This is a genomic window from Pseudomonas sp. MIL9, from assembly GCF_016887925.1.
In the GTDB taxonomy this organism is placed as follows: Bacteria; Pseudomonadota; Gammaproteobacteria; order Pseudomonadales; family Pseudomonadaceae; genus Aquipseudomonas; species Aquipseudomonas mohnii.
This window is the reverse complement of the sequence record NZ_JAFEHE010000003.1, coordinates 178,560-205,558: the sequence shown is the minus strand read 5'-3', so window position 1 is coordinate 205,558 and position 26,999 is coordinate 178,560. Positions and strand designations below refer to the sequence as shown.

22 protein-coding genes, 1 tRNA gene, 1 pseudogene and 1 riboswitch are annotated in these 26,999 nt (G+C 60.9%); of the genes and pseudogenes, 19 read left to right on the top strand and 5 right to left on the bottom strand.

Annotated features, from left to right (window positions below; genetic code table 11):
• The first annotated feature begins 7 nt into the window (after positions 1 to 7).
• From JQF37_RS04220 to JQF37_RS04200, 5 genes are all read left to right on the top strand, one after another.
• On the top strand, positions 8 to 1,297 hold the full coding sequence (locus JQF37_RS04220) for an OprD family porin (protein WP_130208618.1): 1,290 nt from the start codon (positions 8 to 10) through the stop codon (positions 1,295 to 1,297).
• A gap of 39 nt (positions 1,298 to 1,336) precedes the next feature.
• The gene (locus tag JQF37_RS04215) at positions 1,337 to 2,314 is read left to right on the top strand and encodes a tripartite tricarboxylate transporter substrate binding protein (protein WP_103405172.1); all 978 of its coding nucleotides are present in this window, start codon (positions 1,337 to 1,339) and stop codon (positions 2,312 to 2,314) included.
• Positions 2,315 to 2,377: 63 nt separating this feature from the next.
• Positions 2,378 to 2,836: a tripartite tricarboxylate transporter TctB family protein gene (locus JQF37_RS04210; RefSeq protein WP_130208620.1), complete on the top strand. Its 459-nt coding sequence runs from the start codon at positions 2,378 to 2,380 to the stop codon at positions 2,834 to 2,836.
• A 1-nt stretch (position 2,837) separates the two neighbouring features.
• A complete protein-coding gene (locus JQF37_RS04205) occupies positions 2,838 to 4,352 on the top strand; it encodes a tripartite tricarboxylate transporter permease (protein ID WP_130208622.1) in 1,515 nt (504 codons plus the stop codon).
• Positions 4,345 to 5,388, top strand: coding sequence for an AbrB family transcriptional regulator (locus JQF37_RS04200; RefSeq protein WP_130208624.1), 1,044 nt, complete (start codon positions 4,345 to 4,347; stop codon positions 5,386 to 5,388). Before JQF37_RS04205 ends, JQF37_RS04200 begins: the two co-directional genes overlap by 8 nt.
• Before the next feature lie 108 nt (positions 5,389 to 5,496).
• On the opposite strand, the gene ung is transcribed toward JQF37_RS04200, so the two are convergent.
• A complete protein-coding gene (ung, locus tag JQF37_RS04195) occupies positions 5,497 to 6,189 on the bottom strand; it encodes a uracil-DNA glycosylase (protein WP_130208626.1) in 693 nt (230 codons plus the stop codon).
• A 132-nt stretch (positions 6,190 to 6,321) separates the two neighbouring features.
• Here ung and JQF37_RS04190 point away from each other — a divergent pair, with 132 nt between their 5' ends.
• Positions 6,322 to 7,434, top strand: coding sequence for an enoyl-CoA hydratase/isomerase family protein (locus JQF37_RS04190; protein ID WP_130208628.1), 1,113 nt, complete (start codon positions 6,322 to 6,324; stop codon positions 7,432 to 7,434).
• Between the two features lie 110 nt (positions 7,435 to 7,544).
• On the opposite strand, the gene JQF37_RS04185 is transcribed toward JQF37_RS04190, so the two are convergent.
• Positions 7,545 to 7,997, bottom strand: coding sequence for a hypothetical protein (locus JQF37_RS04185; RefSeq protein WP_130208630.1), 453 nt, complete (start codon positions 7,995 to 7,997; stop codon positions 7,545 to 7,547).
• 167 nt (positions 7,998 to 8,164) lie between these two features.
• The gene (locus JQF37_RS04180; protein WP_130208632.1) at positions 8,165 to 8,410 is read right to left on the bottom strand and encodes a hypothetical protein; all 246 of its coding nucleotides are present in this window, start codon (positions 8,408 to 8,410) and stop codon (positions 8,165 to 8,167) included.
• Between the two features lie 277 nt (positions 8,411 to 8,687).
• Positions 8,688 to 8,788, top strand: a riboswitch (guanidine-I (ykkC/yxkD leader).
• 60 nt (positions 8,789 to 8,848) lie between these two features.
• On the opposite strand from JQF37_RS04180, the gene JQF37_RS04175 reads away from it, so the two are divergent.
• From JQF37_RS04175 to JQF37_RS04120, 12 genes are all read left to right on the top strand, one after another.
• The gene (locus JQF37_RS04175; RefSeq protein ID WP_130208634.1) at positions 8,849 to 9,916 is read left to right on the top strand and encodes a putative urea ABC transporter substrate-binding protein; all 1,068 of its coding nucleotides are present in this window, start codon (positions 8,849 to 8,851) and stop codon (positions 9,914 to 9,916) included.
• A 15-nt stretch (positions 9,917 to 9,931) separates the two neighbouring features.
• Positions 9,932 to 10,747 carry an ABC transporter permease gene (locus JQF37_RS04170; RefSeq protein WP_130208636.1) on the top strand — a complete coding sequence of 272 codons (816 nt, stop codon included), beginning with the start codon at positions 9,932 to 9,934 and terminating at the stop codon, positions 10,745 to 10,747.
• Positions 10,744 to 11,532: an ABC transporter ATP-binding protein gene (locus JQF37_RS04165; protein WP_130208638.1), complete on the top strand. Its 789-nt coding sequence runs from the start codon at positions 10,744 to 10,746 to the stop codon at positions 11,530 to 11,532. The genes JQF37_RS04170 and JQF37_RS04165 overlap by 4 nt, the downstream gene beginning before the upstream one ends.
• Before the next feature lie 13 nt (positions 11,533 to 11,545).
• Positions 11,546 to 12,271, top strand: coding sequence for an urea amidolyase associated protein UAAP1 (locus JQF37_RS04160; RefSeq protein ID WP_130208640.1), 726 nt, complete (start codon positions 11,546 to 11,548; stop codon positions 12,269 to 12,271).
• Positions 12,272 to 12,282: 11 nt separating this feature from the next.
• Entirely contained in the window at positions 12,283 to 12,933 is a 651-nt protein-coding gene (locus tag JQF37_RS04155; RefSeq protein WP_130208642.1) for an urea amidolyase associated protein UAAP2, read from the top strand.
• A 286-nt stretch (positions 12,934 to 13,219) separates the two neighbouring features.
• Complete coding sequence (gene uca, locus JQF37_RS04150; protein ID WP_130208644.1) at positions 13,220 to 16,864, top strand: urea carboxylase; 3,645 nt, start codon at positions 13,220 to 13,222, stop codon at positions 16,862 to 16,864.
• Positions 16,865 to 16,888: 24 nt separating this feature from the next.
• Positions 16,889 to 18,667 (top strand): allophanate hydrolase, encoded by a 1,779-nt coding sequence (gene atzF, locus JQF37_RS04145; protein ID WP_130208646.1) that lies wholly within the window; start codon positions 16,889 to 16,891, stop codon positions 18,665 to 18,667.
• Between the two features lie 137 nt (positions 18,668 to 18,804).
• Positions 18,805 to 20,292: a sensor domain-containing diguanylate cyclase gene (locus JQF37_RS04140; RefSeq protein WP_130208648.1), complete on the top strand. Its 1,488-nt coding sequence runs from the start codon at positions 18,805 to 18,807 to the stop codon at positions 20,290 to 20,292.
• Positions 20,293 to 20,298: 6 nt separating this feature from the next.
• Positions 20,299 to 20,517 (top strand): cysteine-rich CWC family protein, encoded by a 219-nt coding sequence (locus tag JQF37_RS04135; protein ID WP_130208650.1) that lies wholly within the window; start codon positions 20,299 to 20,301, stop codon positions 20,515 to 20,517.
• Positions 20,518 to 20,550: 33 nt separating this feature from the next.
• Positions 20,551 to 21,243, top strand: coding sequence for a pseudouridine synthase (locus tag JQF37_RS04130; RefSeq protein ID WP_130208652.1), 693 nt, complete (start codon positions 20,551 to 20,553; stop codon positions 21,241 to 21,243).
• A gap of 310 nt (positions 21,244 to 21,553) precedes the next feature.
• Positions 21,554 to 22,438 (top strand): alpha/beta hydrolase, encoded by an 885-nt coding sequence (locus JQF37_RS04125; protein ID WP_130208654.1) that lies wholly within the window; start codon positions 21,554 to 21,556, stop codon positions 22,436 to 22,438.
• Positions 22,439 to 22,701: 263 nt separating this feature from the next.
• A tRNA-Gly gene (locus JQF37_RS04120) sits at positions 22,702 to 22,775 on the top strand.
• 222 nt (positions 22,776 to 22,997) lie between these two features.
• Here the strand turns inward: JQF37_RS04120 and JQF37_RS04115 are convergent.
• Positions 22,998 to 24,614 carry a GGDEF domain-containing protein gene (locus JQF37_RS04115; protein ID WP_130208656.1) on the bottom strand — a complete coding sequence of 539 codons (1,617 nt, stop codon included), beginning with the start codon at positions 24,612 to 24,614 and terminating at the stop codon, positions 22,998 to 23,000.
• 628 nt (positions 24,615 to 25,242) lie between these two features.
• Positions 25,243 to 25,626, bottom strand: a pseudogene (locus tag JQF37_RS04110) (LysE family translocator); the annotation flags it as partial.
• A gap of 276 nt (positions 25,627 to 25,902) precedes the next feature.
• Here JQF37_RS04110 and JQF37_RS04105 point away from each other — a divergent pair.
• Positions 25,903 to 26,982: an ArsO family NAD(P)H-dependent flavin-containing monooxygenase gene (locus tag JQF37_RS04105; RefSeq protein WP_130208658.1), complete on the top strand. Its 1,080-nt coding sequence runs from the start codon at positions 25,903 to 25,905 to the stop codon at positions 26,980 to 26,982.
• Positions 26,983 to 26,999 lie beyond the last annotated feature (17 nt).

Here is a 26,999-nt window from a genome sequence, read left to right as displayed (position 1 = left end):
TTCATCCATGCAGTCCTTGCAGACCCAGGCTATTGCGCCTGCCCGCTTCTCCCGTCTCAGCCACACTGCGCTTGCCAGCGCTGCCGCCCTGGCCGGTTTTTCACCGTTGAGCCAGGCCGCCTTCATCGACGACAGCTCGGCCACGTTCGAAACCCGCAACATGTACTTCAACCGCGATTTTCGTGACGGCACCAGTGCCCAACAGTCCAAGCGTGACGAGTGGGCCCAGGGTTTCATGCTCAATCTGAAATCGGGCTACACCGATGGCACCGTAGGGTTCGGTGTCGATGCGCTGGGCATGATGGGGGTCAAGCTCGACTCAAGCCCCGACCGTACGGGGACCGGCCTGTTGCCGACCGACAATGGGCGCGCTGTCGACGAATACTCCAAGCTCGGCCTGACCGGCAAAGTGAAAATCTCTGCCAGCGAGCTGAAAATTGGCACCCTGATTCCGGAACTGCCGACCCTCAAGCCCAACGACGGGCGCATCCTGCCGCAGACCTTTGAAGGCGGCATGCTGACCTCCAAAGAGATCAAGAACCTGACCTTCACCGGCGGGCGCCTGGACAAGGCCAAGGACCGCGACAGCACCGACTTCGAGGACATTGCCCTCAACAACAAGAACAGCCGCTTCGCCGGAACGGTGGCGGGCGACCACTTTGACTTTGGCGGCCTGGACTACAAGTTCACCGACAAGATCACCGGCAGTTATCACTTCGCGCAATTGGGTGAAGTCTACAACCAGCACTTTCTCGGCTTGATCGCCTCACAGCCCTTCGGCCCAGGCACCTTTGGCACTGACCTGCGGTTCGCCATCAGTGATGACCAGGGCCAGGCCCGTGGCGGCAAGATCGACAACAAGTCCCTCAACGGCCTGGTGAGCTACGCCTTGAGCGGGCACAAATTCAGCGCCGGCTACCAGCACATGTCCGGCGACAGCGCGTTCCCCTATGTGGATGGCGCCGACCCGTACCTGGTGAACTTCGTGCAGATCAACGACTTTGCCGGCGCCGAAGAGCGCTCCTGGCAGGCGCGTTATGACTTCGACTTCGTCACCCTCGGCATCCCGGGCCTCAGCTTCATGAGCCGTTACGTGAGCGGCGACAACATCAAGCTCAAGAACGGTGATGAAGGCAAAGAGTGGGAGCGCAACAGCGAGATTAAATATGTTGTACAAAGCGGCGCACTCAAGGATGTCGCTGTCCGTCTGCGCAATGCCACCTACCGTTCCAACTACTCCGCTCGCGATGCCGATGAAGTGCGTCTGCTGGTGAGCTATAGCGTTGCCCTTTGGTAATTCAGTAAGTCCATAACAACAACTCCCAAGGAGACTTGAATGAACCTGTCAATGCGTAAAATTGCCCTCGCCGCCAGCGTCCTGCTGTTCACCGGCCAGGCGCTCGCCGAGCCCAAACGCCCCGAATGCATCGCCCCGGCCTCGCCCGGTGGCGGTTTCGACCTGACCTGCAAACTGGCGCAAAGCGCGCTGGTCAACGAAAAGCTGCTGACCAAACCCATGCGCGTGACCTACATGCCCGGCGGCGTCGGCGCGGTCGCGTACAACGCGGTGGTCGCCCAGCGTCCGGCCGATGCCGGCACCCTGGTGGCCTGGTCCAGCGGTTCGCTGTTGAACCTGGCGCAAGGCAAGTTCGGTCGTTTCGATGAAACCAACGTGCGCTGGCTCGCTGCCGTTGGCACCAGCTATGGCGCCATCGCGGTGAAAAGCGATTCGCCCTACAAGACCCTGGACGATCTGGTGCAGGCGTTGAAGAAAGATCCGAGCAAAGTGGTGATCGGTTCCGGCGGCACCGTCGGCAGCCAGGACTGGATGCAAACCGCGCTGATCGCCAAGGCCGCCGGCATCAATCCGCGTGACCTGCGTTACGTGGCCCTCGAAGGTGGCGGTGAAATCGCTACCGCCCTGCTCGGCGGCCACATCCAGGTCGGCAGCACCGACATTTCCGACTCCATGCCGCACATCCAGAGCGGCGATATGCGCTTGCTGGCGGTGTTTGCCGACAAGCGTCTCGACGAGCCGGAAATGAAAGACATCCCGACCGCCAGGGAACAAGGCTACGACATCGTCTGGCCGGTGGTTCGCGGTTTCTACCTCGGGCCGAAAGTCAGCGATGAAGATTACGCCTGGTGGAAAGCGGCCTTTGACAAGCTGCTGGCTTCCGAGGACTTCGCCAAGCTGCGCGATCAGCGGGAACTGTTCCCGTTCGCCATGACCGGCCCGGAGCTCGACACCTACGTGAAGAAGCAAGTGGCGGACTACAAGGTGCTGGCCAAAGAGTTCGGCCTGATTCAGTGATCGCCTCTGTCTAGCTAGCGGCTGCGGCGCCCGTTTGCGGGGGTCGTGGCCCAGGAGTTCCCCATGCTCTTACAACGCATTTTTGCATCGGTGCTGTTGCTGGCCTGTATTGGCCTGGCGCTGATGGCCTGGCCGTATCAAGCGGCTTTTTCCTACGAACCGGTGGGGCCTCGGGCCTTTCCACTGCTGATGCTTGGCCTGATGGGCGCGGCGCTGCTGTACATGGTTTTTCGCCCGGCACCGATCAAGCACAGCGCTGACGAACCGCCGCTGGACCGCGCAACCCTGAACAAGATCGGCATCTGCGTGGTGCTGTTACTGGTCTTCGCCGGCACCTTCGAACCCCTCGGTTTCATCGTCGCCAGCATCCTCACCGGCGTGCCGATGGCGCGCCTGTATGGTGGCCGCTGGTTGCCCAGTGTCGTGATCCTCAGCCTGATGGCCGTCGGCCTCTACCTGCTGTTCGACAAGTTGATGGACGTGCCGCTGCCGCTTGGCGTGCTCGACGTTCTGGAGAACTGATATGGATACTCTTGGCTATTTGGGTCAGGGTTTCGGCGTTGCGCTGAGCCCGTACAACCTGGTGACCGCGCTCTGCGGCACCCTGATCGGCACAGTCGTGGGCCTGTTGCCAGGCCTGGGGCCGATCAACGGCGTGGCGCTGCTGATCCCGATCGCATTCGCCCTCGGCCTGCCACCGGAGTCGGCACTGATCCTGTTGGCGGCGGTGTACCTGGGCTGCGAATACGGCGGCCGGATCAGCTCGATCCTGCTGAACATCCCTGGCGAAGCCTCCACCGTGATGACCACCCTCGATGGCTATCCGATGGCCCGCAAAGGCCTGGCCGGCGTGGCTTTGTCGTTGTCGGCGTGGAGCTCGTTCATCGGTGCCTTCATCGCCACCTGCGGCATGGTGCTGTTCGCCCCGCTGCTGGCGAAATGGGCGATTGCCTTCGGACCGGCGGAATATTTCGTGCTGATGGTGTTCGCCATTGTCTGTCTCGGCGGCATGGCCGGTGACCGTCCACTCAAGACCTTCATCGCGGCGCTGATCGGCCTGTTCCTGTCGACCGTCGGCATCGACGCCAACAGCGGCGTGTACCGTTTCACCGGCGATAACATCCACCTGACCGACGGCATTCAGTTCGTCGTGCTGGTGCTGGGCCTGTTCTCCATCAGTGAAATTCTCCTGATGCTGGAAAAGACCCATCACGGCCAGGAAGCGGTGAAAGCCACCGGGCGGATGATGTTCAACGTCAAGGAAGCCGCTTCAGTGTTCGTGGTGAACATTCGTTGCGGCGTACTCGGTTTCATCATGGGCGTGTTGCCCGGTGCCGGTGCGACCCTGGCCAGTGCCGTGGCCTACATGACCGAGAAACGCATCGCGGGCGCCAAGGGCACGTTCGGCCAGGGCGATATGCGCGGCCTGGCCGCACCGGAAACCGCCATTGGCGGCGCAGCCTGTGGCGCACTGGTGCCGATGCTGACCCTGGGGGTGCCTGGCTCGGGCACCACGGCGGTGATGATCGGCGCACTCTCGCTGTACAACATCACGCCGGGGCCGCTGTTGTTCCAGCAGCAACCCGACATCGTCTGGGGCCTGATTGCCTCGTTGTTCATCGCCAACGTCATGCTGGTCATCCTCAACATCCCGATGATCCGCATTTTCACGCGCATCCTCGCCGTGCCGAACTGGGCACTGGTACCGGTGATCGCCATCATTACCGGGATCGGCGTCTACGCGGTGCACGCGACCACCTTCGACCTGTTCCTGATGATCGGCATCGGCATCTTCGGCTACATCCTGCGCAAGCTGGATTTCCCGTTGTCGCCCCTGCTGCTGGGCTTCATCCTCGGTGGCTTGATGGAGCAGAACCTGCGTCGCGCCCTGTCGATTTCCAACGGAGCGCTGGAGATCCTCTGGTCGAGCCCAATCACCTTCGGTTGCTGGGTCCTGACGGCAATCATGCTGTTGATGCCGATCATCCGTATCTGGCGCAAACGATCGGCCGCGCAACGCGCCATCGCCGATGTCTGATCGGTTGCCCCTCAAAAACGGGTGGGGTACACCGCTGGTCGGCCTGCTGGGCGGTTACCTCGCCAGCCAGGTCGGCTGGCCGCTGCCATGGATGGTCGGCTCGTTGCTGGCGATCATCCTGGTACGCTGCCTGAGCCCCTGGCAATTGACGGAAATCCCTGGCGGCCGCAAGTGCGGCCAGTGGATCGTCGGCATTGGCATCGGCCTGCACTTCACCCCGGTGGTGATGGAGCAGGTGCTCAGTCATTTCGGTCTGATCTTCTTTGGCGCATTGGTCACCAGCCTGTCCGCAGTGGTCGGGGTCTGGTTGATGCGGCGCACCGGTGAGGATCGCGCCACCGCCTTCTTCTCCAGCATGCCCGGTGGCTCCGGGGAGATGGTCAACCTCGGCGCCCGCAATGGCGCGGTACTCAGTCGCGTTGCCGCCGGACAAAGCCTGCGGGTACTGGTCGTCGTGCTTTGCGTGCCGGCGGCGTTCAAGTATTTGTTGGGCGACGGCGCACCCGCCTCGCATGCCACCGCCGTGGACTGGCGCTGGCTGGCCCTGCTGTTCCCGGCAGGCGCGTTGGCGGCGTGGATCTGGGAGCGTTTGCGTCAACCCAACCCGTGGCTGTTCGGCCCGTTGCTGGTGAGCGCGGCAGTGAGCATTGGTTGGGACCTGCACATCGGCTTGCCCAATGGCGGTAGCCAGATCGGCCAGTGGCTGATCGGCAGCGGCCTCGGTTGTCATTTCAATCGGGAGTTTTTCCGACGCGCGCCATCGTTCATGGGCCGCACCCTGATCGGCACGGTGCTGACCATGCTGATCGCCACGGCGGCGGCATTGGGCTTGAGTGCGCTGACCCGTCTGGATCTGCGTTCACTGACCCTGGGCATGATGCCCGGCGGGATTGCCGAGATGAGCCTGACGGCGGAAACCCTGCAACTGTCGGTGCCGCTGGTGACGGCGATGCAGGTGATGCGACTGCTGTTTGTGCTGTTTCTGGCAGAGCCGTTGTTCAAGTACTGGAACCGAAATCCCGATTCAGACAGTTAGACCGAGTCGCGCCCTTCGCGAGCAGGCTCGCTCCCACAGTGGATTTGCGGTGTTCACAAAACCTGTGGGAGCGAGCCTGCTCGCGAAGGGGCCAGCCCGGTCAAACCATCAAACCGGCGGCAATCGCCACTCGATCGGCGTTTCGCCATTTTGCTCGAGAAACTTGTTGGTCCGACTGAAGTGCCCGCACCCGAGGAAGCCACGATAAGCCGACAACGGTGACGGGTGTACCGACGTCAGGACCAAATGCTTGGTCGCATCGATCAGCTTCTGCTTACTCTGGGCATGGGCGCCCCACAGCATGAACACCAGATGCGGCTGCTGCTGGCTGACGACTTCAATGATCCGGTCGGTGAAAAACTGCCAGCCCTTGTCCTTGTGCGCATTGGCAGTGGCGCGCTCGACCGTCATGGTGGTGTTGAGCATCAACACGCCCTGATCGGCCCAGCTCTGCAGATAGCCGTGGTTGGGGATGTCGATGTTCAGGTCACGCTTCAACTCTTTATAGATGTTCACCAGCGACGGCGGCGCCGGGATACCCGGTTGCACCGAAAAGCACAAACCGTGCGCCTGGCCCGGACCGTGGTACGGGTCCTGGCCGAGGATGACGACCTTGACCTTGTCCAGCGGCGTCGAGTTGAGCGCGTTGAAAATCATCGGGCCCGGTGGATAGATTTCCTTGCCGGCCGCACGCTCCTCTTGCAGGAATTTTCGCAACTCCGCCATGTAGGGCTGGTCGAATTCGGCACGCAGTGCCTCCTTCCAGCTCGGTTCGAGTTTGATACGGTCGTCAGCAGTCATGGTCATATCCGGCAAAAACAATGGGGCGAACCCTAAGAAGGCCCACCACGCTTGTCAATTGATCTGACGCAGATCCGGCACTTTCCTACACAACGATCATACTTAACCCTCAAATTCCCGATCGAGGTCACGATGAATCTGCACTTCGAAGAACTCACCGGCACCGACGGCGCCCGTATCGGTATCGCCAGCCTGGATGCCGAAAAGTCGCTGAACGCCCTGTCATTGCCGATGATCAAGGCCTTGCGCGCTCAACTGGACGCCTGGGCCAACGAGCCGCAAATCGTCTGCGTATTGTTGCGCGGCAACGGCGCCAAGGCTTTTTGCGCCGGCGGCGAAGTGCGCAGCCTGGTCGAGGCCTGTCGCGCCCATCCCGGCGAAGTACCGCCCCTGGCCGCGCAGTTCTTCGCCGCGGAATATCGCCTGGATTTCAAACTGCACACTTACCCCAAACCCTTGATCTGCTGGGGCCATGGCTATGTGCTGGGCGGCGGCATGGGCCTGCTGCAAGGGGCGAGCATCCGTATTGTCACGCCAAGCAGTCGCCTGGCGATGCCGGAGATCAGCATCGGCCTGTACCCCGACGTCGGGGCCAGTTGGTTCCTGTCACGCCTGCCCGGCAAGCTCGGCTTGTTCCTTGGCCTGACCGGCGCTCACATGAACGCGCGTGATGCGATCGATCTGGACCTGGCCGACCGTTTCCTGCTCGATGAGCAGCAAGAAGCCCTGATCGAAGGCCTGTTGCAGTTGAACTGGCAGGAACAGACCCCGAGGCAGCTCAACAGTCTGCTCAAGGCCTTGCAGCAGGAAGCCGTTGCGCACATGCCTGAGGCCCAATGGTTGCCGCGGCGTGAGCGCATCGATGAATGGCTGGATGTCAGTGATGTGGGGTGCGCCTGGAAGGCCATCAGCGCGCTGCGCGATCACCCGGACCTGCTGCTCAGCCGCGCCGCGCGAACCCTGAGCGAAGGTTCACCGCTGACCGCGCACCTGGTGTGGGAACAGATCATCCGCGCGCGGCATATGTCGCTGGCGCAAGTCTTCCAGATGGAATACACCCTGAGCCTCAATTGCTGTCGTCATCCGGAGTTCAGCGAAGGCGTGCGTGCACGGTTGATCGACAAGGATCAAAAACCCCACTGGCACTGGCCCGATATCAACAACGTGCCGGAGGCCGTGGTGGAGGCGCATTTCCACAAGGTTTGGGAGGGTCGCCATCCACTGGCGGACCTGTCGGAGTATTGAACAAAACTGTGGGGCGAGCTTGCGATCGATGCTGTGTCAGTCGACACAGCGGTGACTGAAACAGCATCGCAAGCAGGCTCGCTCCTACAGGGAACTTTGCTTAAGCCGGATTAGCGGTGATCACCCCGGCCGTCGTGATTGCCCCGACCGTTATGGTCGCCTCGGTCGTCGTGATTGTGGTCACGTCCGCCACCACGGTGGTCATTGTCCCAATTGCCGCGGTTACGGCCGTCCCAGCCGCGATTCTGATACGCCCGGTAGTCGGCCCGCGACGGCTGGTAGTAACGCGGAGCCGGTTGATAGATCCGCGGTTGCGAGTAATAGCGCGGGGTTGGCTGGTAGTACCGCGCAGGCGGTGCGTAATACCGTGCCGGGGGCGAATAGTAACCGCCGCCATTGGAATAATAGGAACTGCCGCCGGCGTAATAGGACGGCGCTGGCGAGGTGTAGACCTCGGAACTGTAGTAGCTGGCTCCTCCATCGTAATAAGGCACGCACGCACCAAGGGACGATCCCAATACAACCATCAGAAGAATTCGGCGCAGCTTTTTTTGACAGAGCATGGCGGCCTCCTGGACCGCGAGTGAGCCACACCAGCGACGCTGGCAGGCGACAGTCGATGATTCGGTGACTGTCGAAACATCTGACATCAAATTCCGGATCTGGTGCGATCCAGTAACAACTTGAAACATCTCGTCGGTGAAAGTTTTTTCATCCATTCAACCGCTGATTAATGGTGGCCACCGTGGTATCCACCGCGGTAATAACGCGAGCCGTGACCGCCCCAATAGTAGTAGCGATAGCCCCCATAGAAACGTGGGCCACCGTAGTAGTAACCGGGGCCGTAATAGTAGGAATAAGGCGCGTAGCCAGGATAGTAATAAGGCGCGGAATACCCATCGTAGGGGCCGGCGTAGTAATAGCAGCTGCAAAGCCCCAGACCGAGCGCAACACCCAGCAGCATTCGACGAAACATGACGGCCTCCTGAAAGACCCGCCGTCGGGACAAACCGACTGACACCTGTTTTGACTCGCAATCCATGACCGTGTGCAGTGCCCCGCCGGCCTTCGGATCAATGGCCGGCACGTCCCATTGCGGTGCGCGCACGCACCATCACAAGGCAGCCCTCCCCCCTGCCGGCCCAGGCACCTGGCGCCTGACCCGCATTCCAGAGCGCTTCAAGCGACTTGGCACGGCTCTCGCTTTAACAACAGCGTGCAGGAGTCACTACAGGTTCGCGGCACCACAATTTGCAATGGCTGACTAGGGTTCCGGCTCGCAATCGCGAGTGGCTGGTCCGAGAGTTGGCGACCTCCAGTTGAGGTTACACGGCGGGACAAAAGCCCGGGAGACAAGCCACCGTTCGCGGTGCCGCTGCCTTCCTGTCCGTCCTTGACCAACTGGAGAACCACCATGTCCCAGCTTCGTTTACCCGCCTTGCTCGCCGCTGCCTTCGCCGCCCTCGTGAGCCTCTCTTCCCAAGCCGCGCAGAAAGACCACTTCAGCGTCTGCTGGACCATTTATGCCGGCTGGATGCCCTGGGAATACGCCGGCAGCCAAGGCATCGTCGAAAAATGGGCGAAGAAGTACGGCATCAAGATCGATGTGGTCCAGCTCAACGACTATGTCGAATCGATCAACCAGTACACCGCCGGCCAGTTCGATGGTTGCACCATGACCAACATGGATGCGCTGACCATCCCCGCCGCCGGTGGCGTCGACAGCACGGCGCTGATCGTCAGCGACTTCTCCAACGGCAATGACGGCATCGTGCTCAAGGGCGAAGGCAAGAAAGTCGCCGACCTCAAGGGCATGGACGTCAACCTCGTCGAACTGTCGGTGTCGCACTACCTGCTGGCCCGTGCCCTGGATTCGGTGGACCTCACCGAGAAAGACCTGAAAGTGGTCAACACCTCCGACGCCGATATCTCGGCAGCTTTCAACACCGATCAGGTCAACGCCGTGACCACCTGGAACCCGATGCTCTCGGACATCAAGGCCAAGCCTGCGGTGACCGAAGTGTTCAACTCCAGCCAGATCCCCGGCGAAATCATGGACATGATGGTGGTCAACTCCCAGACCCTCAAAGACAACCCGGCCCTGGGCAAAGCCCTGACCGGCGCCTGGTTCGAAGTCGTCGAACTGATGAACGCGAAAAACGCCGCGAGCAAAAGCGCGCTGGAACACATGGCCAAAGCCTCGGGCACTGACCTGGCCGGTTTCCAGGCTCAGCTGGACACCACCAAGTTGTTCGCCACGCCTCAAGAGGCCCTGGCGTTCAGCACCAGCAAGCAATTGCCGGAAACCATGCGCAGGGTCGCCGAGTTCTCGTTCGAGCACGGCTTGCTGGGTGAAGGCGCCAAGGACACCAGCGCGGTCGGCATGGCCTTCGCCAACGGCGTGACCAGCGGCGACAAAGGCAACCTCAAGCTGCGCTTCGATCCGAGTTACGTGCAGATGGCCGCCGACGCCAAGCTGTAAGAGGAGGACTTGGCCATGCGCCTGATCAATCGTCACCCGGACAGCCCGAGCCGCCTGCTGTTGGTGATCCTGCCGTTCGCCCTGGTGCTGTTCGCCTATTTCATGGGCTCGGCCGAACGGCTGACGGACAACCCCAACGACAAGTTGCTGCCCAGCGCCGTGCAGATGACCGACGCGGTCAAACGCCTGGCCTTCGTCGCCGACAGCCGCACCGGTGAGTTCGTACTTTGGCAGGACACCGCTTCCAGCCTGCGTCGCCTGGCCATCGGCCTGGGCATCAGCGCGCTGGCCGGGCTGTGCCTGGGCATGGCCGCTGGCACCCTGCCGCTGTTCGGCGCACCGCTGTCGCCACTGCTGACGGTGCTGTCGATGGTGCCGCCGCTGGCGATCCTGCCGATCCTGTTCATCGTCTTCGGCCTGGGAGAATTGTCGAAGGTGATGCTGATCGTGATCGGCATCACCCCTGCCCTGGCCCGAGACCTGGAGCAGCGCGCCCGGGACATTCCCGTGGAGTTGCTGATCAAGGCCCAGACCCTCGGCGCCTCGACCTGGACCCTGATGCTGCGAGTGGTGCTGCCGCAATTGCTGCCGCGCCTGTTGATCTCGCTGCGCCTGATGCTCGGTTCGGCGTGGCTGTTCCTGATTGCCGCCGAAGCCATCGCCTCCACCGACGGCCTCGGTTACCGGATCTTCCTGGTGCGCCGCTACCTGGCCATGGATGTGATTCTGCCCTACGTGGTGTGGATCACCCTGCTCGCCTGGCTGATGGATTGGGGGCTCAAATACCTGACCCGTCGCGCGTTTCCCTGGTATGAGGGGGCCGCCAAATGAGCTTCATCACGGTGAAAAACGTCTGGCAGCAATACGCCGATCAAGTGGTACTCGAAGGCCTGAACCTGAACATCAATGAGGGTGAGTTCTGCACCCTGGTCGGCGCGTCCGGTTGCGGCAAGTCGACCTTCCTGCGCCTGTTGCTGGGCCAGGAGCGCGCCAGTCGCGGCGAAATCCTGCTCGACGGCCAGCCCCTGGCCGGTGAACCGGACGCCAGCCGTGGCGTGGTGTTTCAACGCTACTCGGTGTTCCCGCACCTGAGCGTACTGGACAACGTCGCCCTCGGCCTCGAACTGCCGCGCTCGCCGTTGCTCGGGCGCCTGTTCGGCAGCGCCAAGCGTGAGGCCCGCGAACAGGCTTCGGTGCTGCTGCACAAAGTCGGTCTCGGGCACTCGCTGGACAAGTACCCGGCGCAACTCTCCGGTGGCATGCAGCAACGCTTGGCCATTGCCCAGGCGCTGATCATGAAGCCGCGCGTGTTGCTGCTCGATGAACCCTTCGGCGCCCTCGATCCGGGCATCCGCAAAGACATGCACGCCTTGTTGCTGGAGCTGTGGCGCGAAACCCGACTGACGGTGTTCATGGTCACCCATGACCTGTCCGAAGGCTTCAGCCTCGGCACGCGCCTGCTGGTGTTCGACAAGGTCCGCGTCGACCCGCATGCCCCCGGTGCCTATGGCGCACGCATCACCTACGACATCCCTTTGAACAGCGACCGCCGCGCCCAACGCGCCGCCGTCGACGCCCTGCCGATGCCCCTGGCAGGCACGCTTCGTCTCGCTTAGAGGAATTCTGAAAATGACTGATTCGACTCAACTGTTCCCGCCCTTCGCCGAAGAAATGCTTCCCGGCGGCGGCCATCGCTCCTTCGTATTGAAACGCGGCCAACTGCTGCGCCTGACCGACCTGCGCGGCGGTGCCAACGTCAGCCTGACACTGCTCAACGCCAATGAAAAAACCGAACGCCTGAACCTGCCCGACAGCCTCAAATGCCAGCACACCGCCAAGCTCACCGCTGGCCATTGCCTGTACTCGGACATGGGCCGCGTACTGGCCGCCATCACCGCCGACACCTGCGGCTGGAGCGACAGCCTCGGCGGCGTACTGTGCGCTGAAGAAGTCGCGGAAAAATATGGTGCCGGCCGCTATCAGGAACTGCGCAACGGCTTCTTCCGCAACGGCACCGACAACCTTTTGGTGGAACTGGGCAAGTGGGGGCTGGGCCTGTCGGACCTGCTGATGACCCTCAATCTGTTCAGCCGGGTGAACGTCGACGATGCCGGGCGCTTCCACTTCGTCGAAGGCCACTCGAAGGCCGGCGATTACATCGAGTTGTACGCGCCGATGGACACCCTGGTGGTGCTGACCGCCCTGCAACACCCGATGGACCCATCGCCGGACTATGCGCCGAAACCGCTGAAGCTCAGCTGGATGAACGCCGACGCCAGCGTCGCCGAACACTGCCGCACCTCGCGCCCGGAAAACGAGCGCGGCTTCATCAACACCGACCGTCTGTTCGCCTGAGGATCGCTGCCATGTCACTCGCTATCGCCACCGCCGCTACCACAAACCGGCAGCCAGAAAACGCGATCTACCGCGCCACCATCCCCGCCGGCGAACCCTGGCTGATGGAGGTCAAGGCTGGCCAGACCCTGCGCATCCTTGACCTGGAAGGCAACCAGGCCGTCGACACCCTGTTCTACAGCGTCGCCAACCCGAAAGAACGCTACGACGTGCAACGCACCCTGCGTCGGCAGAACAGCGTCTACCTGAGCACCGGCAGCGTGCTGTATTCCAACCTCGGCAAGCCGATGCTGACCATCGTCGCCGACACCTGCGGCCGTCACGACACCCTCGGCGGCGCCTGCGCCCAAGAGAGCAACACCGTGCGTTACGCCCTGGAAAAACGCTACATGCACAGCTGCCGCGACAACTACCTGCGTGCCTGCGTGCACGACGGGCGCCTGGGCAAGGGCGACATCGGGCCGAACATCAACTTCTTCATGAACGTGCCGGTCACCGCTGACGGCGGCCTGACCTTCGAGGACGGAATTTCCGCGCCGGGCAAATACGTCGACCTGCGCGCCGAGATGGACGTGATCGTGCTGATCTCCAACTGCCCGCAACTGAACAACCCGTGCAACGCCTATAACCCGACACCTGCGGAGCTGCTGGTATGGAACTGAAACTCAGCCCTTTGCGCCGCTGGTTGTTTGCCCTGTGCCAGGCCCGTTCGGGGCAGTGCACCAAACCTAAAGAACACCACCAGCCACTGTAGGAGCGAGCCTGCTCGCGAAAAACCAGAGGCCACCGCTGGGCATCTGGTGCTACGCGTCATCGTTCACGTCCATCGCGAGCATGCTCGCTCCTACAGGGGTCAGCGTTGAAGAAAAAAGATTTTTCCGTCGGGGACGACCCCGGCGCTCATCGAAAAACTGCGGGACGGCCCGCATCCCCTTCAGGGGTTATGCCATGTTCGAAAAAGTCCTGATTGCCAACCGTGGCGCCATTGCCTGCCGCATCCTGCGTACCTTGCGCGACCTGCAAGTCCAGGGCGTTGCCGTTTACTCCGAAGCCGATGCCGCCAGCCTGCACATCCTGCACGCCGATGAAGCCCACAGCCTCGGTGAAGGCGCGGCCTCCGGCACCTATCTGGCGGTCGACAAAATCCTCGCCATCGCCAAGGCCACTGGCGCCACGGCGATTCATCCCGGCTACGGATTTCTGTCGGAAAACGCCGCGTTCGCCGAAGCCTGCGAAATCGCCGGCATCGCTTTTATCGGCCCGACGCCAGAACAACTGCGCGTGTTCGGTCTCAAGCACACCGCCCGTGCCCTGGCCAAGCAACACGGCGTGCCGATGCTCGAAGGTACCGAGTTGCTCGACAGCCTCGACGCGGCCCTGATCGCCGGCGAGCAAGTCGGCTATCCGGTCATGCTCAAAAGCACCGCCGGCGGTGGCGGTATCGGCATGCGCGTGTGCCGCAGCGCGGCCGAGTTGAGCGAATCCTTCGAGGCCGTGAAGCGCCTTGGCCAGAACAACTTCAGCGACGCTGGCGTGTTCATCGAGAAGTACATTCAGCGCGCCCGGCACCTGGAGGTGCAGGTGTTCGGCGATGGCCGTGGCGAGGTCATCGCCCTCGGCGTACGCGATTGTTCGGTGCAACGGCGCAACCAGAAAGTCCTCGAAGAAACCCCGGCGCCAAACCTGCCCGAGGGCATGGCCGATGAACTCTGCGCAGCGGCGATCAAACTGGCCAAAGCAGTGAATTACCGCAGCGCCGGCACCGTCGAGTTTGTGTTCGACAGCGATGCCCAGCGCTTCTATTTCCTTGAAGTGAACACCCGCCTGCAGGTGGAGCACGGCGTCACCGAACAGGTGTGGGGGGTGGATCTGGTGCGCTGGATGGTGCAACTGGCGGCCGGAGATTTGCCGCCGCTGCAAGCCTTGCGTCAAGGGCTGCGGCCGGAAGGTCATGCGATTCAGGCGCGCTTGTATGCGGAAGATCCGGGCCGGGATTTTCAACCCAGTCCAGGCTTGCTGACGGCTGTGAATTTTCCCGCCGCCAACGGCATCCAACTGCGTATCGACACCTGGGTCGAGGCCGGTTGCGAGATCCCGCCGTACTTCGACCCGATGATCGCCAAGGTCATCAGCTGGGCACCGACACGCGAACAGGCCCGCGCCGATCTGCATCAGGCCTTGGGCGACAGCCTGCTCTACGGCGTGGAAACCAACCGCGATTACCTGCGGCAGATCCTGCTCGATGCGCCCTTCGCCAGCGGCCAGCCGTGGACCCGCTGCCTGGAAGGCCTGGTGTATCAGGCCAACACCTTCGAAGTGCTGAGCGCCGGCACCCAGACCAGCGTTCAGGACTATCCGGGGCGCCTCGGCTATTGGGCAGTCGGCGTACCGCCGTCGGGGCCGATGGACAGTCGTGCCTTGCGCCTGGGCAACCTGTTGCTGGGTAACGAGGAAGGCGCTGCGGCGCTGGAAATCACCATGAGCGGACCCTTGCTGCGCTTCAATTGCGACGCGGTGGTGGCGGTGACCGGGGCAGTGATTCCCCTGACGCTGAACGGTGAATCGGTGCCGATGAATACGGCGCTCCTGGTTCCTGCAGGCGCAACCTTGAGCCTGGGTACCATCGCCGGGACCGGCGCACGCAGCTATCTGTGCCTGCGTGGCGGCTTGCAGGTTCCGGATTACCTGGGCAGCAAAAGCACCTTCACCCTCGGCCAGTTTGGTGGTCACGGCGGTCGTGCCTTGCGGGCGGGTGATGTGTTGCATGTACTGGCGTTGAATGACCGCAGCGTCGGTGCGCAACTGCCTGAAACTCAAGTCAGCGGGCTGCCTGCCGTGCGGCAGATCCGGGTGATCTACGGTCCCCATGGCGCCCCGGAATACTTTACCGAAAACTACATCGGCACCTTCTTCGCGACGCAGTGGGAAGTGCATTTCAACTCCAGCCGAACCGGCGTGCGCCTGATCGGGCCCAAACCCGAGTGGGTGCGTGCCGACGGCGGTGAAGCCGGCCTGCATCCCTCGAACATTCATGACAATCCGTATGCCATCGGCGCCGTGGATTTCACCGGCGACATGCCGGTGATCCTCGGTCCGGACGGCCCGAGCCTGGGCGGGTTTGTCTGCCCGGTGACGGTGATCGAGGCGGATCTCTGGCAGTTGGGGCAGCTCAAGGCCGGGGACAAGGTGCAGTTCGTCCCGGTCGATCTGAAGACCGCCCGCAACCTCGCCTTGAAATGGGCCACCTGTGGGAGCGAGCCTGCTCGCGATAGCGGTGTTTCAGATACATCAATATTGCCTGAGAGGGACCCATCGCTGGCAAGCCAGCTCCCACAGGCGGTTGTGTCGCCTGTGGTTTTGGACATTGGGCAGGACGATACGCGGTTGGTGGCGCGCCTATCCGGTGATACTCACCTGCTGCTGGAAATCGGCGCGCCGGAACTGGACCTGGTCCTGCGTTTCCGCGCCCACGCCCTGATGCAGGCACTGGAAAGCAAACGCCTGCACGGCGTGATCGACCTGACACCGGGCATCCGCTCGCTGCAAGTGCACTACCAGCCCGAACAACTGCCGCTGGCCGATCTGCTCGGCATCGTCGCCGGCGAATGGGACGCCGTGTGCGCGGCCAAGGACCTGCAAGTGCCGTCGCGCATCGTCCATCTGCCCCTGTCCTGGGACGACCCGGCGTGTCAGTTGGCGATCGAGAAATACATGACCACCGTGCGCAAGGACGCGCCCTGGTGCCCAAGCAATCTGGAGTTCATCCGGCGCATCAACGACCTGCCGAACCTCGATGAAGTGCAGCGCACGGTGTTCGATGCCAGCTATCTGGTGATGGGCCTGGGCGATGTGTACCTCGGCGCACCGGTCGCCACCCCGCTCGATCCGCGCCATCGCCTGGTGACCACCAAGTACAACCCGGCCCGTACCTGGACCGCCGAGAACTCGGTGGGCATCGGTGGCGCCTATATGTGCGTGTACGGCATGGAAGGCCCCGGCGGGTATCAGTTCGTCGGACGCACGCTGCAAATGTGGAATCGCTATCGCGAAGTCGCCGCGTTCGACGGCAAGCCCTGGCTGCTGCGGTTCTTCGACCAGATCCGCTTCTACCCGGTGAGCGCCGATGAACTGCTGCGCATCCGCCGGGATTTCCCCCTTGGGCGTTTCGACCTGAACATCGAACACAGTCAGTTGAACCTCGCCGACTACCAGGCGTTTCTGGCCCGGGAAGCCGAAACCATCGCCGCGTTTCGCCGCCAACAACAGGGCGCTTTCAACGCCGAGCGCGAACGCTGGATCGCCAGTGGCCAGGCGCATTTCGACAGCGAAGAGCTGGTCGCGCAAACCACCGAAGACGCACCGCTGGCCAGCGGTCAGCAGAGCGTCGACAGCCACATCGCCGGCAACCTCTGGCAGGTCCAGGTGGACACCGGCACGCGGGTCGAGGCCGGTGATGTGCTGGTGATTCTGGAGTCGATGAAGATGGAAATTCCGCTGCTCGCGCCCATGGCTGGCGTGGTGCGGGAGATTCGCGTGCAGCCGGGTTCGGCGGTGCGTGCCGGACAACGCGTCGTGGTGCTGGAACTCGACTGAACCCATTTGAAAAGGACGAACGTCATGAACATCGATCTGCAACTCGACGCCCTGCGCAACGCCTACCGCGACGGCAGCACCACGCCCCGGCAACTGCTGCTGAGCCTGCGAGACAAAGCCGCGGCGCTGAACCCGGACTATCACCTGTTCATCCACTTGCTCAGTGTCGAAGAACTGGAACCTTACCTCGCCGCCCTCGACGGTCGCGATATCGACAGCCTGCCGCTGTACGGCGTGCCGTTCGCGATCAAGGACAACATCGATCTGGCGGGCATTGCGACCACGGCGGCCTGCCCGGCTTTCGCCTATGTGCCGCAGCGCTCGGCGACCATCGTCGAGCAACTGCTGGCGCTGGGCGCGGTGCCGCTGGGCAAGACCAACCTTGACCAGTTCGCCACCGGCCTCAATGGCAGTCGTTCGCCTTACGGCGCATGCCCGAACAGCGTGTTGCCGGAGTATCCGTCGGGTGGCTCCAGCGCCGGTTCGTCGCTGGCCGTGGCGCTCGGAGTGGCGAGTTTTGCCTTGGGCACCGACACGGCGGGATCGGGGCGCGTGCCGGCGGCATTGAATAATCTGGTGGGGCTCAAAGCGACCAAGGGACTGATCTCTACCGCTGGCGTGGTACCCGCCTGCCGCACCCTCGATTGCGTGACCACCTTCACCGCCACCGCGCGGGAAGCCAGCCAGTTGCTGGCGCTCACTGCGCACCTCGACCCACGGGACGAGTACAGCCGCAGTAACCCGTTGTGGAATGACGGCTCGGCCTTCGGCGCGCTGCGTCCATTGCGTTTCGGTGTGCCGCGATCCCAGGACCTGGAATTCTTCGGCTGCACTGAAGGGCCGCTGTTGTTCGCCGAAGCCGTCGAGCAACTCAAGGCCCTGGGCGGTGAAGCCGTGGAGCTGGATCTGTCGCCCTTCCTCGAAGCCGCGCGCCTGCTTTACGAAGGCCCGTGGGTGGCCGAGCGCTACAGCGTGGCCGGCGAACTGATGGAGCAAAATCCCGAGGCCGTGCTGCCAGTGATCCGCGCTGTGCTGGCCAAGGCCCCGGCGGTCAGCGGGGTGCAAACCTTCCGCGCCCAGTATCGACTGCAAGCGCTCAAAGCCCTGTGTGACAAGGCACTCGAGGGTCTTGATTGCGTGCTCACACCGACCATCGGCCGCCCCGTCACGCTGGCGGAGCTTGAAGCCGAACCGGTGCTGCGCAACTCGGAACTCGGTTACTACACCAACTTCATGAACCTGCTCGATTACGCCGCCGTCGCCGTGCCCAGCGGTTTCATGGGCAATGGCCTGCCGTGGGGCGTGACGCTGTTCGGGCGGGCGTTCACCGACCAGTACCTGTTGAGCGTGGCGGCTGGCCTGCAGCGCCAGCAAGGTTCAACCGAGCCGGCACCGACGACGGTGGCGCGGAACGACCGCGCGCGGCTGGTGGTCTGCGGCGCGCACCTCGATGGCCTGGCACTGAACTGGCAATTGAAGCGCCGTGGGGCCCGGCTGGTCGATACCACCCAGAGTTCGCCTGATTATCAACTGTATGCACTGGCCGGCGGCCCGCCGTTTCGTCCAGGCATGGTTCGGGTAAGCGAGGGCGGCGTGGCGATTGCCGTAGAAGTGTGGGAATTGCCGAGCAGTGAATTGGGCTCGTTCCTGACTGGCATTCCGGCGCCGCTGGGCCTGGGCAAAGTACAACTGGCGGATGGTCGCTGGGAGAGCGGATTCATCTGCGAGGCCTATGGGTTGGAGGGTGCGGTGGATATCACTCGTTTCGGCGGATGGCGAGCCTATCTGAAAAGCCTCGTCTGACAGTGATCCTGTGGGAGCGAGCTTGCTCCCACGAGGTCCAGGCAAGATTTATGACCATTCGTGGCACACATGGAGCAGTTATTTCCCGGCAGTGCCATTAGAATGCTGCCATCGGATTACTGCCAACGGAATGTGTCATGCCGCTTCGCTCGCCGCTGTATTCTCAACGCTCGTTGATTCTCACGCTGATCGCGTTGCTGGGCGCCGGCTTCCTGGCCACTTCGTTTCTCAGTTACCACGCGTCGCGCACGTCGATCCGCGACAGCATCGTCAACACTGAGTTGCCGCTGACTTCGGACACGGTCTACTCGGAAATCCAGAAAGACCTGGTCCGACCGATCCTGATTTCCTCGATGATGTCCCGCGACACCTTCATGCGCGACTGGGTGGTCAACGGCGAACGCGACCCCGTCCCGATGACCCGCTACCTCAACGAGGTCATGACCCATTACGGCGCCTACACGGCGTTTTTCGTCTCCGACGCCAGCCTGACCTACTACCACGCCAAGGGCGTACTGAAACAGGTCAAGGTGACCGAGCCCCGCGATGCCTGGTACTTTCGCGTGCGCGACATGAAGGATCCCTACGAGATCAACGTCGATCCCGACATGGCCAACAAGGACAACCTGACCGTCTTCATCAACTACAAGGTCTATGACTACAACAACCGGTTCATCGGTGCGGCCGGTGTCGGCCTGACCGTCGATGCGGTGATCAAGCTGATCGACAAGTACCAGCAGCACTACCAGCGCAGCGTGTATTTCGTCGACACCTTCGGACGCGTGGTACTGACCGGTGCCGAGGGTGGCCCGCAAGGCGCCCAGGTCGGACAATCGCTGAGCGAAATCGACAGCATGAAAGACCTGGTCAGCCAGTTGCCCAAACCCCACAGCGGCAGCTACGAGTACTCCGGCGCGGGCCAGGGGCATTTTCTCAATGTGCGGTTCATCCCGGAGCTGAACTGGTATTTGTTCGTCGACAAACTCGAAGACAGCGACCTCAGTGACATCCGTCGCTCGCTCTACCTCAACCTGCTGATCTGCCTGATCGTCACGCTGATCGTGCTCGCACTGCTCAACCGGGCAATCAAACGCTATCAGGACAAGATCCAGGCCCAGGCCACCCTCGACAGCCTGACCGAATTGCCCAACCGTCGCGGCTTCGACCTGCTGGCCGCACAAGCGATGCAGGAAGCCCAGCGCGAACCCAAACCGCTGACCGCGTTGCTGCTGGACCTGGACCACTTCAAGGTGTTGAACGACACCTACGGCCACCTGGCCGGTGACCAGGTGCTGATCGGCTTCGCACGGGACCTGGAGAGCTGCCTGCGCCAATCCGACATCGTCTGCCGCTGGGGCGGCGAAGAGTTTATCGTGCTGCTCAAGGACACCGACGGTGAGTCCGGTCTGATGATCGCCGAGAAAATCCGCCAGCATGTGGCACACCAGCGCTATGCCTACAACGGCAGTAGCCTGCATGTGACGGTCAGCATCGGCCTGACCACCCTGCGGGTCGACGACACCTTGCACACCTTGCTGTCGCGGGCCGATCATGCGATGTATCGGGCCAAACAATCCGGCCGCAACCGTACGTGCGTGGAAATGCCTCAATCCGTCTATGGCTAACGACTCATGAATCAGCCAGACCTCTGCCCGGCCTGCGGTGCGCCCAATGACTGCACCCTGGCGGATCCGCGAACCGCTGACCGGGCATGCTGGTGCTATGGCGTCAGCATCGACCCGGCGATACTCCAGGCATTGCCGCCCGAGCTGCGCAATGCGTCCTGCCTGTGCCCGCGCTGCGCCGCCGTCGAGGCGCAGTTGCAAGCGGCGCCCCGGCCAATCGAGTAAGATGCGCGGCCCCTTTTTCGCCGATCCTTAGCCATGCGCGTCGACCGCTTCCTCAGCAACCTGCCCTGCTTCAACCGTCAGCAGGTGCGCCTGTTGCTGGTGGAAAAACGCGTGAGGATTGACGGAAAAATCACCCGCGACCCGCATGCCGACGTCCGTGAGTTCAGCCGCGTCGAGGTCGACGAGCAAGTGCTGCAGGCCGGCAAACCGGTTCGCCACTTCATGCTGCACAAGCCCGCCGGTTGCGTCAGCGCCACCCGTGACCCGCAGCATCCGACGGTGCTCGACCTGATCCATGAGCCGGACAAGGATGAGCTGCACATCGCCGGTCGACTGGATTTCAACACCACCGGCCTGATGATCATCACCAACGACGGCAGTTGGTCGCGGCGCCTGACCCAACCGCAAACCAAACTGCCAAAGGTCTATTACGTCGAAACCGAACAGGAAATCGGCCCCGAGTACGCGCTCAAATTCAGCGAAGGCCTGTACTTCGCCTTCGAAGACCTCACGACCCAACCCGCCGGGCTAGAGCTGCTGGGGCCCAAATCCGCGCGACTGAGCATCGTTGAGGGCCGTTATCACCAGGTCAAGCGCATGTTCGGACACTTCGACAACAAAGTGCTGCGCCTGCATCGCGAACGCATGGGGCCTCTGGTGCTCGATGAGGCGCTGAAACCGGGCGAATACCGTCCGCTGAGCTTTGACGAGATCGAAATGATCTAAGCCGCCTACCGCTGAGCAGAAGTTGTCGAACAATTTACCAACGGCACTTGCGTGATCGCGTCTCCCCTGCTTGAATCAGGTCGTCAGCCGAAATGTGACTGACGAGTCACAAGATGCATCCAAGAAACTTTTTGCCGGTAGAGAACCTTCAGGTTCCGCCTCCCCGGCAAACTGCCCGCCAATAATAATACCCGTCGACCTGCCGTACCGGATCGACATGGGCCTCTCAAATTCCAGGCGTATGCCTACCTGTCACAAAGCTCGTGCAATCTCTTTTGCGCGCATACCCGCTTGCCAGGAGTCTTATGACATGAGGCCAGAAATCGCTGTGCTGGATATACAGGGTCAGTATCGGGTTTACACGGAGTTCTATCGCGCAGACGCCGCAGAGAAGACCATTATTCTGGTCAACGGCTCGATGGCCACGACTGCGTCGTTTGCTCAAACCGTGAAAAACCTGCACCCACAGTTCAATGTGGTCTGCTACGACCAGCCCTACGCGGGCAAGTCAAAGGCCCACAACCTGCATGAGAAATTGCTGACCAAGGAAGTCGAGGGGCAGATCCTCCTGGAGCTGATCGACCACTTCGCCGCCGAACACGTGCTGTCGTTTTCCTGGGGTGGCGCCGCGACACTGGTCGCACTCGCCCACCAGCCACGGCGCATCGAAAAAGCCGTGATCAGCTCGTTCTCGCCGGAGATCAACGCGCACATGCTCGACTACCTCGAGCGCGGTGTGGATTACCTCGGCTGCCGCGATGGCGACCGGGTCGGCAACCTGGTGAACAGCACCATCGGCAAACACTTGCCGACGCTGTTCAAGCGCTTCAACTACCGGCACGTCAGCAGCCTGGCCGACCATGAATACGGGCAGATGCATTTCCACATCAGCGACCTGCTGCACAGTGATCGCCAGTGCTTTTTCAAGGCTGCGCAGCGAATCAACGTACCGGTGCTGTTCATGAACGGCGAATGGGACGAATACACCGCCGCCGAAGGCGCCCGGTTGTTCGCCGACCACGTGCAACACGCCACCTTCACGACGCTTGAAGCCACCGGCCACTTTCTCGACATGGAGCACAAAGCCGCCTGCCGGGACAGCCGCAACGCACTGCTTGGGTTCCTGAAACCGGCACAGCACGAAAGCCGACCGCGTTACCACTACGTCCAGGACCACCATGCATTGGCAATCTGAAACAGAGTCATCGCGAGCAAGTTTCGCCCCGCAGCGTTAAACGCATTCCTGCACGTGCGAGGCTTGCCCGCGATAGACCGCCAAGCGCTTCAACTGCGTTAAACCCGCCCCACGTAAAGAAAAACTTCAAATCCCCAGCCGTATCTGGTACAAAGTCACCGCTCTGAGCGGGTGTCGCATAATGGCATTACTCCAGCTTAACAAGCTGATAACGAGGGTTCTTATTGAACAACCCGCTTGAGTGCACGGTGAACGCGAGTAATGCGGGTATAGTTTAGTGGCAAAACGAAAGCTTCCCAAGCTTTAGTTGAGGGTTCGATTCCCTCTACCCGCTCCACCTCCCTCCAGTATTTCCGGGCCTTCCAGCCGACTTTCTCTCCGCTTTCGAACCTTCAAGCCCTCCTCGATCCCCCCCTCCATCACTCCCGGCTTTCCCCTACCAACTCAACCGAAACCGAACCATTGCCCCAGCTCATTCTGGCGCTGGATTGTGTCCTCAGCATCCTGCTTGCGGGATAGGCCGGAACCAAGCCTCGGACCGCCACGTACGCGAAAGCACCTACGAGACCGAGGGTGATTCAAGTGGGCGGCCTACGTGCCTGGGCGGTACATGTATCGCGCACCCGACACAATGCAGAGCTTGCTGACGACGACGCTGCTTATTGGCGTACATCGCGGCATCAGCAGACGCAAGCAACTCACCCAGAGGCTTCAGCTCATTTGGCGAACAACGAACAGCACCGATACTTAAGCCGATAGGATAACGACAGCGTTCACTACCGTTGAATTCATCGACCAGTGCTTGCACGCGAGCAGAGAGGGCATCCGAGGACTCCCCCGCGTCGACAGCCAGAACTACAAACTCATCACCGCCGATCCTGGCGACAATGTCACTCACTCTAAATGCTGACTTGAGCACCTGCGCAGCCGCTATGATCGCCAGGTCGCCCGCCTCATGACCGTGGATATCATTCAGTTTTTTCAGGCCGTCGAGATCAACAAAAAACAGCAGGCAGGATTGATCATTACGGCGAGCAGAGCGCATTAACTGGTCAGCCAAAAGAAAAAAGCTGCGGCGATTGTGCAAACCGGTCAGTTCATCCGTCAGTGACAGTCGGCGCACATCATCTTCGACCTTTTGTCGCTGCGATATTTCGTCCGTTAGTTTGCTGTTCACCGCTTCGAGGGCACGAGTTCGTTCGAACACCCGCAACTCAAGGGATGCATTCAGCGCAGCCAGTTCCGCCTGAGCATTCCCTCTCGACTTATCGAGCTGACAAAGATGCCTCGCAGTTCGCAGGATTACCGCAACGAGCATGGCTATGCTCAGCGTCGCCATCAAGGCCAGGCTGAACCGCTTGTCGTAGTAGCCCAACCTTTCACCGACCAGCAGAGCACCTCCGATGCCGAGAATGACCACCGGGATACTGGCGAGCAAGCTTCTGGCAACCTCACCACCCGCTGTGTCGCTTATCAGTAACTCGACGAATTCGGAACGCTCCTGGATAACCAGCAGTCCGGTATTGAACAGGATCAGCGCAATAGCCGTATGGATGGCCATGGAGCTGTAGAGGCCCACCGAGTAAAGCGCGCTGACATCGAACAAATAACCCACAAACGCCATCAGGCTAATAAATAGCGCTGATGAAGCGAATATTTGCGGCAGCAATGGCCTGCCCTCAAGCAGCAGGCCAAAGCCGGAAAGCAGAAAACACAGCGCTGTCGCCGGCGCCATTCGCCCCGGAAAAAGAACAGGTTGAGTGCGCTGAAGCTCGAAAGGAAGGAGCAAATCAATAGCGAGATCAACCGACATGACATATTCAACGAGGGTCAGTCCTCCAACCAGTATCGTCACGACAGCGCCAAGCCGTCTGATCCAGTTTCCGGCCAGGGACACTCTAAACGTAGCGCACCACAGTCCCACACCGAGGACAGCGAACGTGCAGGCGGTATTGACCACCATTGCAGTCCAGCCAGGCAGCACTGCCTTTAGCGAAGGCACATCAAGCTGCCAGCCAACCAGCACAACCAAGCCGATTATCATCACAGTGACGGCGGCCAGCCGAGCATAGGTTATGAACTGACGCCGCCTTTTTACTTGGCTGAGTTCCGGCTCCGCCGTCATCGTCATCCCCGCTAATGTGTAGTTGAATGCGGCCATTATGCGGGTATGCATTCAGCCCCGCCAATGTGATGAGGCTGTTGATATCGACGCCGAATTGACCGAGTGCCGACGCAAGACTGGCCCACCTCCAAATCGAAACACATTCAGCCAGGTAAATCGTTAGCAAGGAACAGACCGGGTCAGTGACATCTCGGTAACCGGGTCAATTTGGCGTCGGCGCCTACACCCTGAACCTTCTGCGTGGAACTCGATTCCGACCGTTCCAACAGCGTCGGCGAGATATGAACACCGTGCAATCCATCTGATGAGAAGCTGGCGTGTAATGAAATCCGGATCGGTAATTGAAGTCTTGCCCCAACTCTTTCTGAATCCACTCCAGAAACCTTCTGAGCGGAGGTAAGTTTTAAAAAAAACAGACCGACGCTATCGTTGAAATGGCCATGCTATTTTTACACGACCAAACAAATAGCCATTTCGCATTTATTAAAATCGATCACATTTATCAACCACCACCTCACACTTAAACAACTCACAAAGAATATTGCATATTCCATTCAGGCTACGACGCACTTATACATCAGCGGACTGAATCGCAAATCGAACCACCTGACTTAATACCCTCTGTTTCGCACACCCAACGCAAAGCCAAGTACTTAAGCTCAGAGAGACTCAATAAAAACAGTAATCCTGTGAGAAAAATGCTCGGCAGAGATTGTCGAGTCGCGGGTCGGAAGCTAATCAGGCTACGAGAGCGTAGTACTTTGATGCCGAGCCAAAGTAAATAGCCGGCGCCGATAAGCTTGACGACCCAGAAGGCTACTGCGGACGTTTGCATAAGCAAAGTCAGTCCTAGCGAAGCAGTTGCCACATGAAAGAGGATTCCCGCCCCAGATGCCATGCCCGATACGATAGCGGCTATCCTGCCCTGACTGAGTCCTCGGCCTACGGCCAGCAGATTGTCCGGGCCTGGTGCGAGCACCAATAGCAAGCAGGCGGCAGTATAGGCAAGCCAGATATCGATCGGAAACACGGCATTCTCCTTAGGCCTCAACGAGGCATCCATCCTCATGTAGCGAAAGACTGTGCCCACACCGGGCTGCGAAGTCAAAGCCACTGGATTTGAGAGAATGTGTTTATCGAACGGTTATCCCCATGTTTATAAAAATGACTCATCACAGAATGTGACCACACTTCCCCCCCTTCTGACGTGCATGCTCCAACTGCCGGCAGCAAGCGCCGGCACCGCGCAGGAGGCGCCCAACCTATGAGCTGGATCAGTTGAGTTCAAACCGGGGTCGCTATACTGGCTACCGCCCAACATCGACTCAAGGTTTTCCCCATGACTCCTTCGCCCAGCGACCAACGAGATGTAGTGATTATCGGTGGGGGTCAGTCAGCCTTGGTGGTAGCGTATTTCCTGCGTCGAACTCAACTTTCGTTCGTCATCCTCGACGCAGAGGAGGAGCCCGGTGGTGCCTGGCGGCATGGCTGGAACTCGCTGCGTTTATTCTCCCCGTCCACCTGGAGTTCGATCCCTGGCTGGATGATGCCGCCTGCGCAGGAGGGGTATCCAACGCGAAATCATGTAATCGACTACCTCAACCAATATGAGCAGCGCTATCAGTTTCCTGTTGAGCGTCCGGTTCGGGTCACCGCTGTGGAGCGTACTGAAATTGGCTTACGAGTACGTTCCGACGACAAGTATTGGGATGCCAGGGTTGTCATCAGCGCCACCGGCACCTGGAGCCATCCGTATATCCCTCACTACCCTGATGCCGAGTTATTCGCCGGTCGGCAATTGCACTCCGCGAACTATGTTGATGCACAAGCCTTTGCTGGCAAGAAGGTTTTGGTGGTGGGTGGTGGCAATTCAGGAGCGCAGATTTTGGCAGAAGTATCCAAGGTCGCCGAGACCACTTGGGTAACCCCTGCCGAGCCGGTGTTTTTGCCTGACGACGTGGATGGACGGGTACTGTTCGAGCGCGCCACCCAGCGCTTGAAGGCCCAGCAGGAGGGGCGTGTCATTGACCAGCCCGTCGGCGGCTTGGGGGACATTGTCATGGTGCCGCCAGTTCTGGAAGCCCGTGAGCGTGAAGCCCTCAAATCCGTGCGCCCCTTTGAACGCTTCACTCGCGATGGTGTGATGTGGGCCGATGGATCTGAATCCGCAGTGGATGTGGTGATCTGGTGTACCGGGTTCAGGCCCGCACTTCAGCACCTGGACTCGTTGGGGGTGATCAACACTGAAGGTCGTGTTGAGGTCGACGGCACTCACTCGATCCAGGAACCAAGACTATGGCTGGTGGGCTATGGCGAGTGGACAGGTTCGGCTTCCGCCACACTGATCGGTGTAACACGCACAGCACGCAGCACAGTCAATGAGATCGCAACCTATCTTGGCGATCCGTCCGTGGCCTAGTGCGCCTACATCCCAGG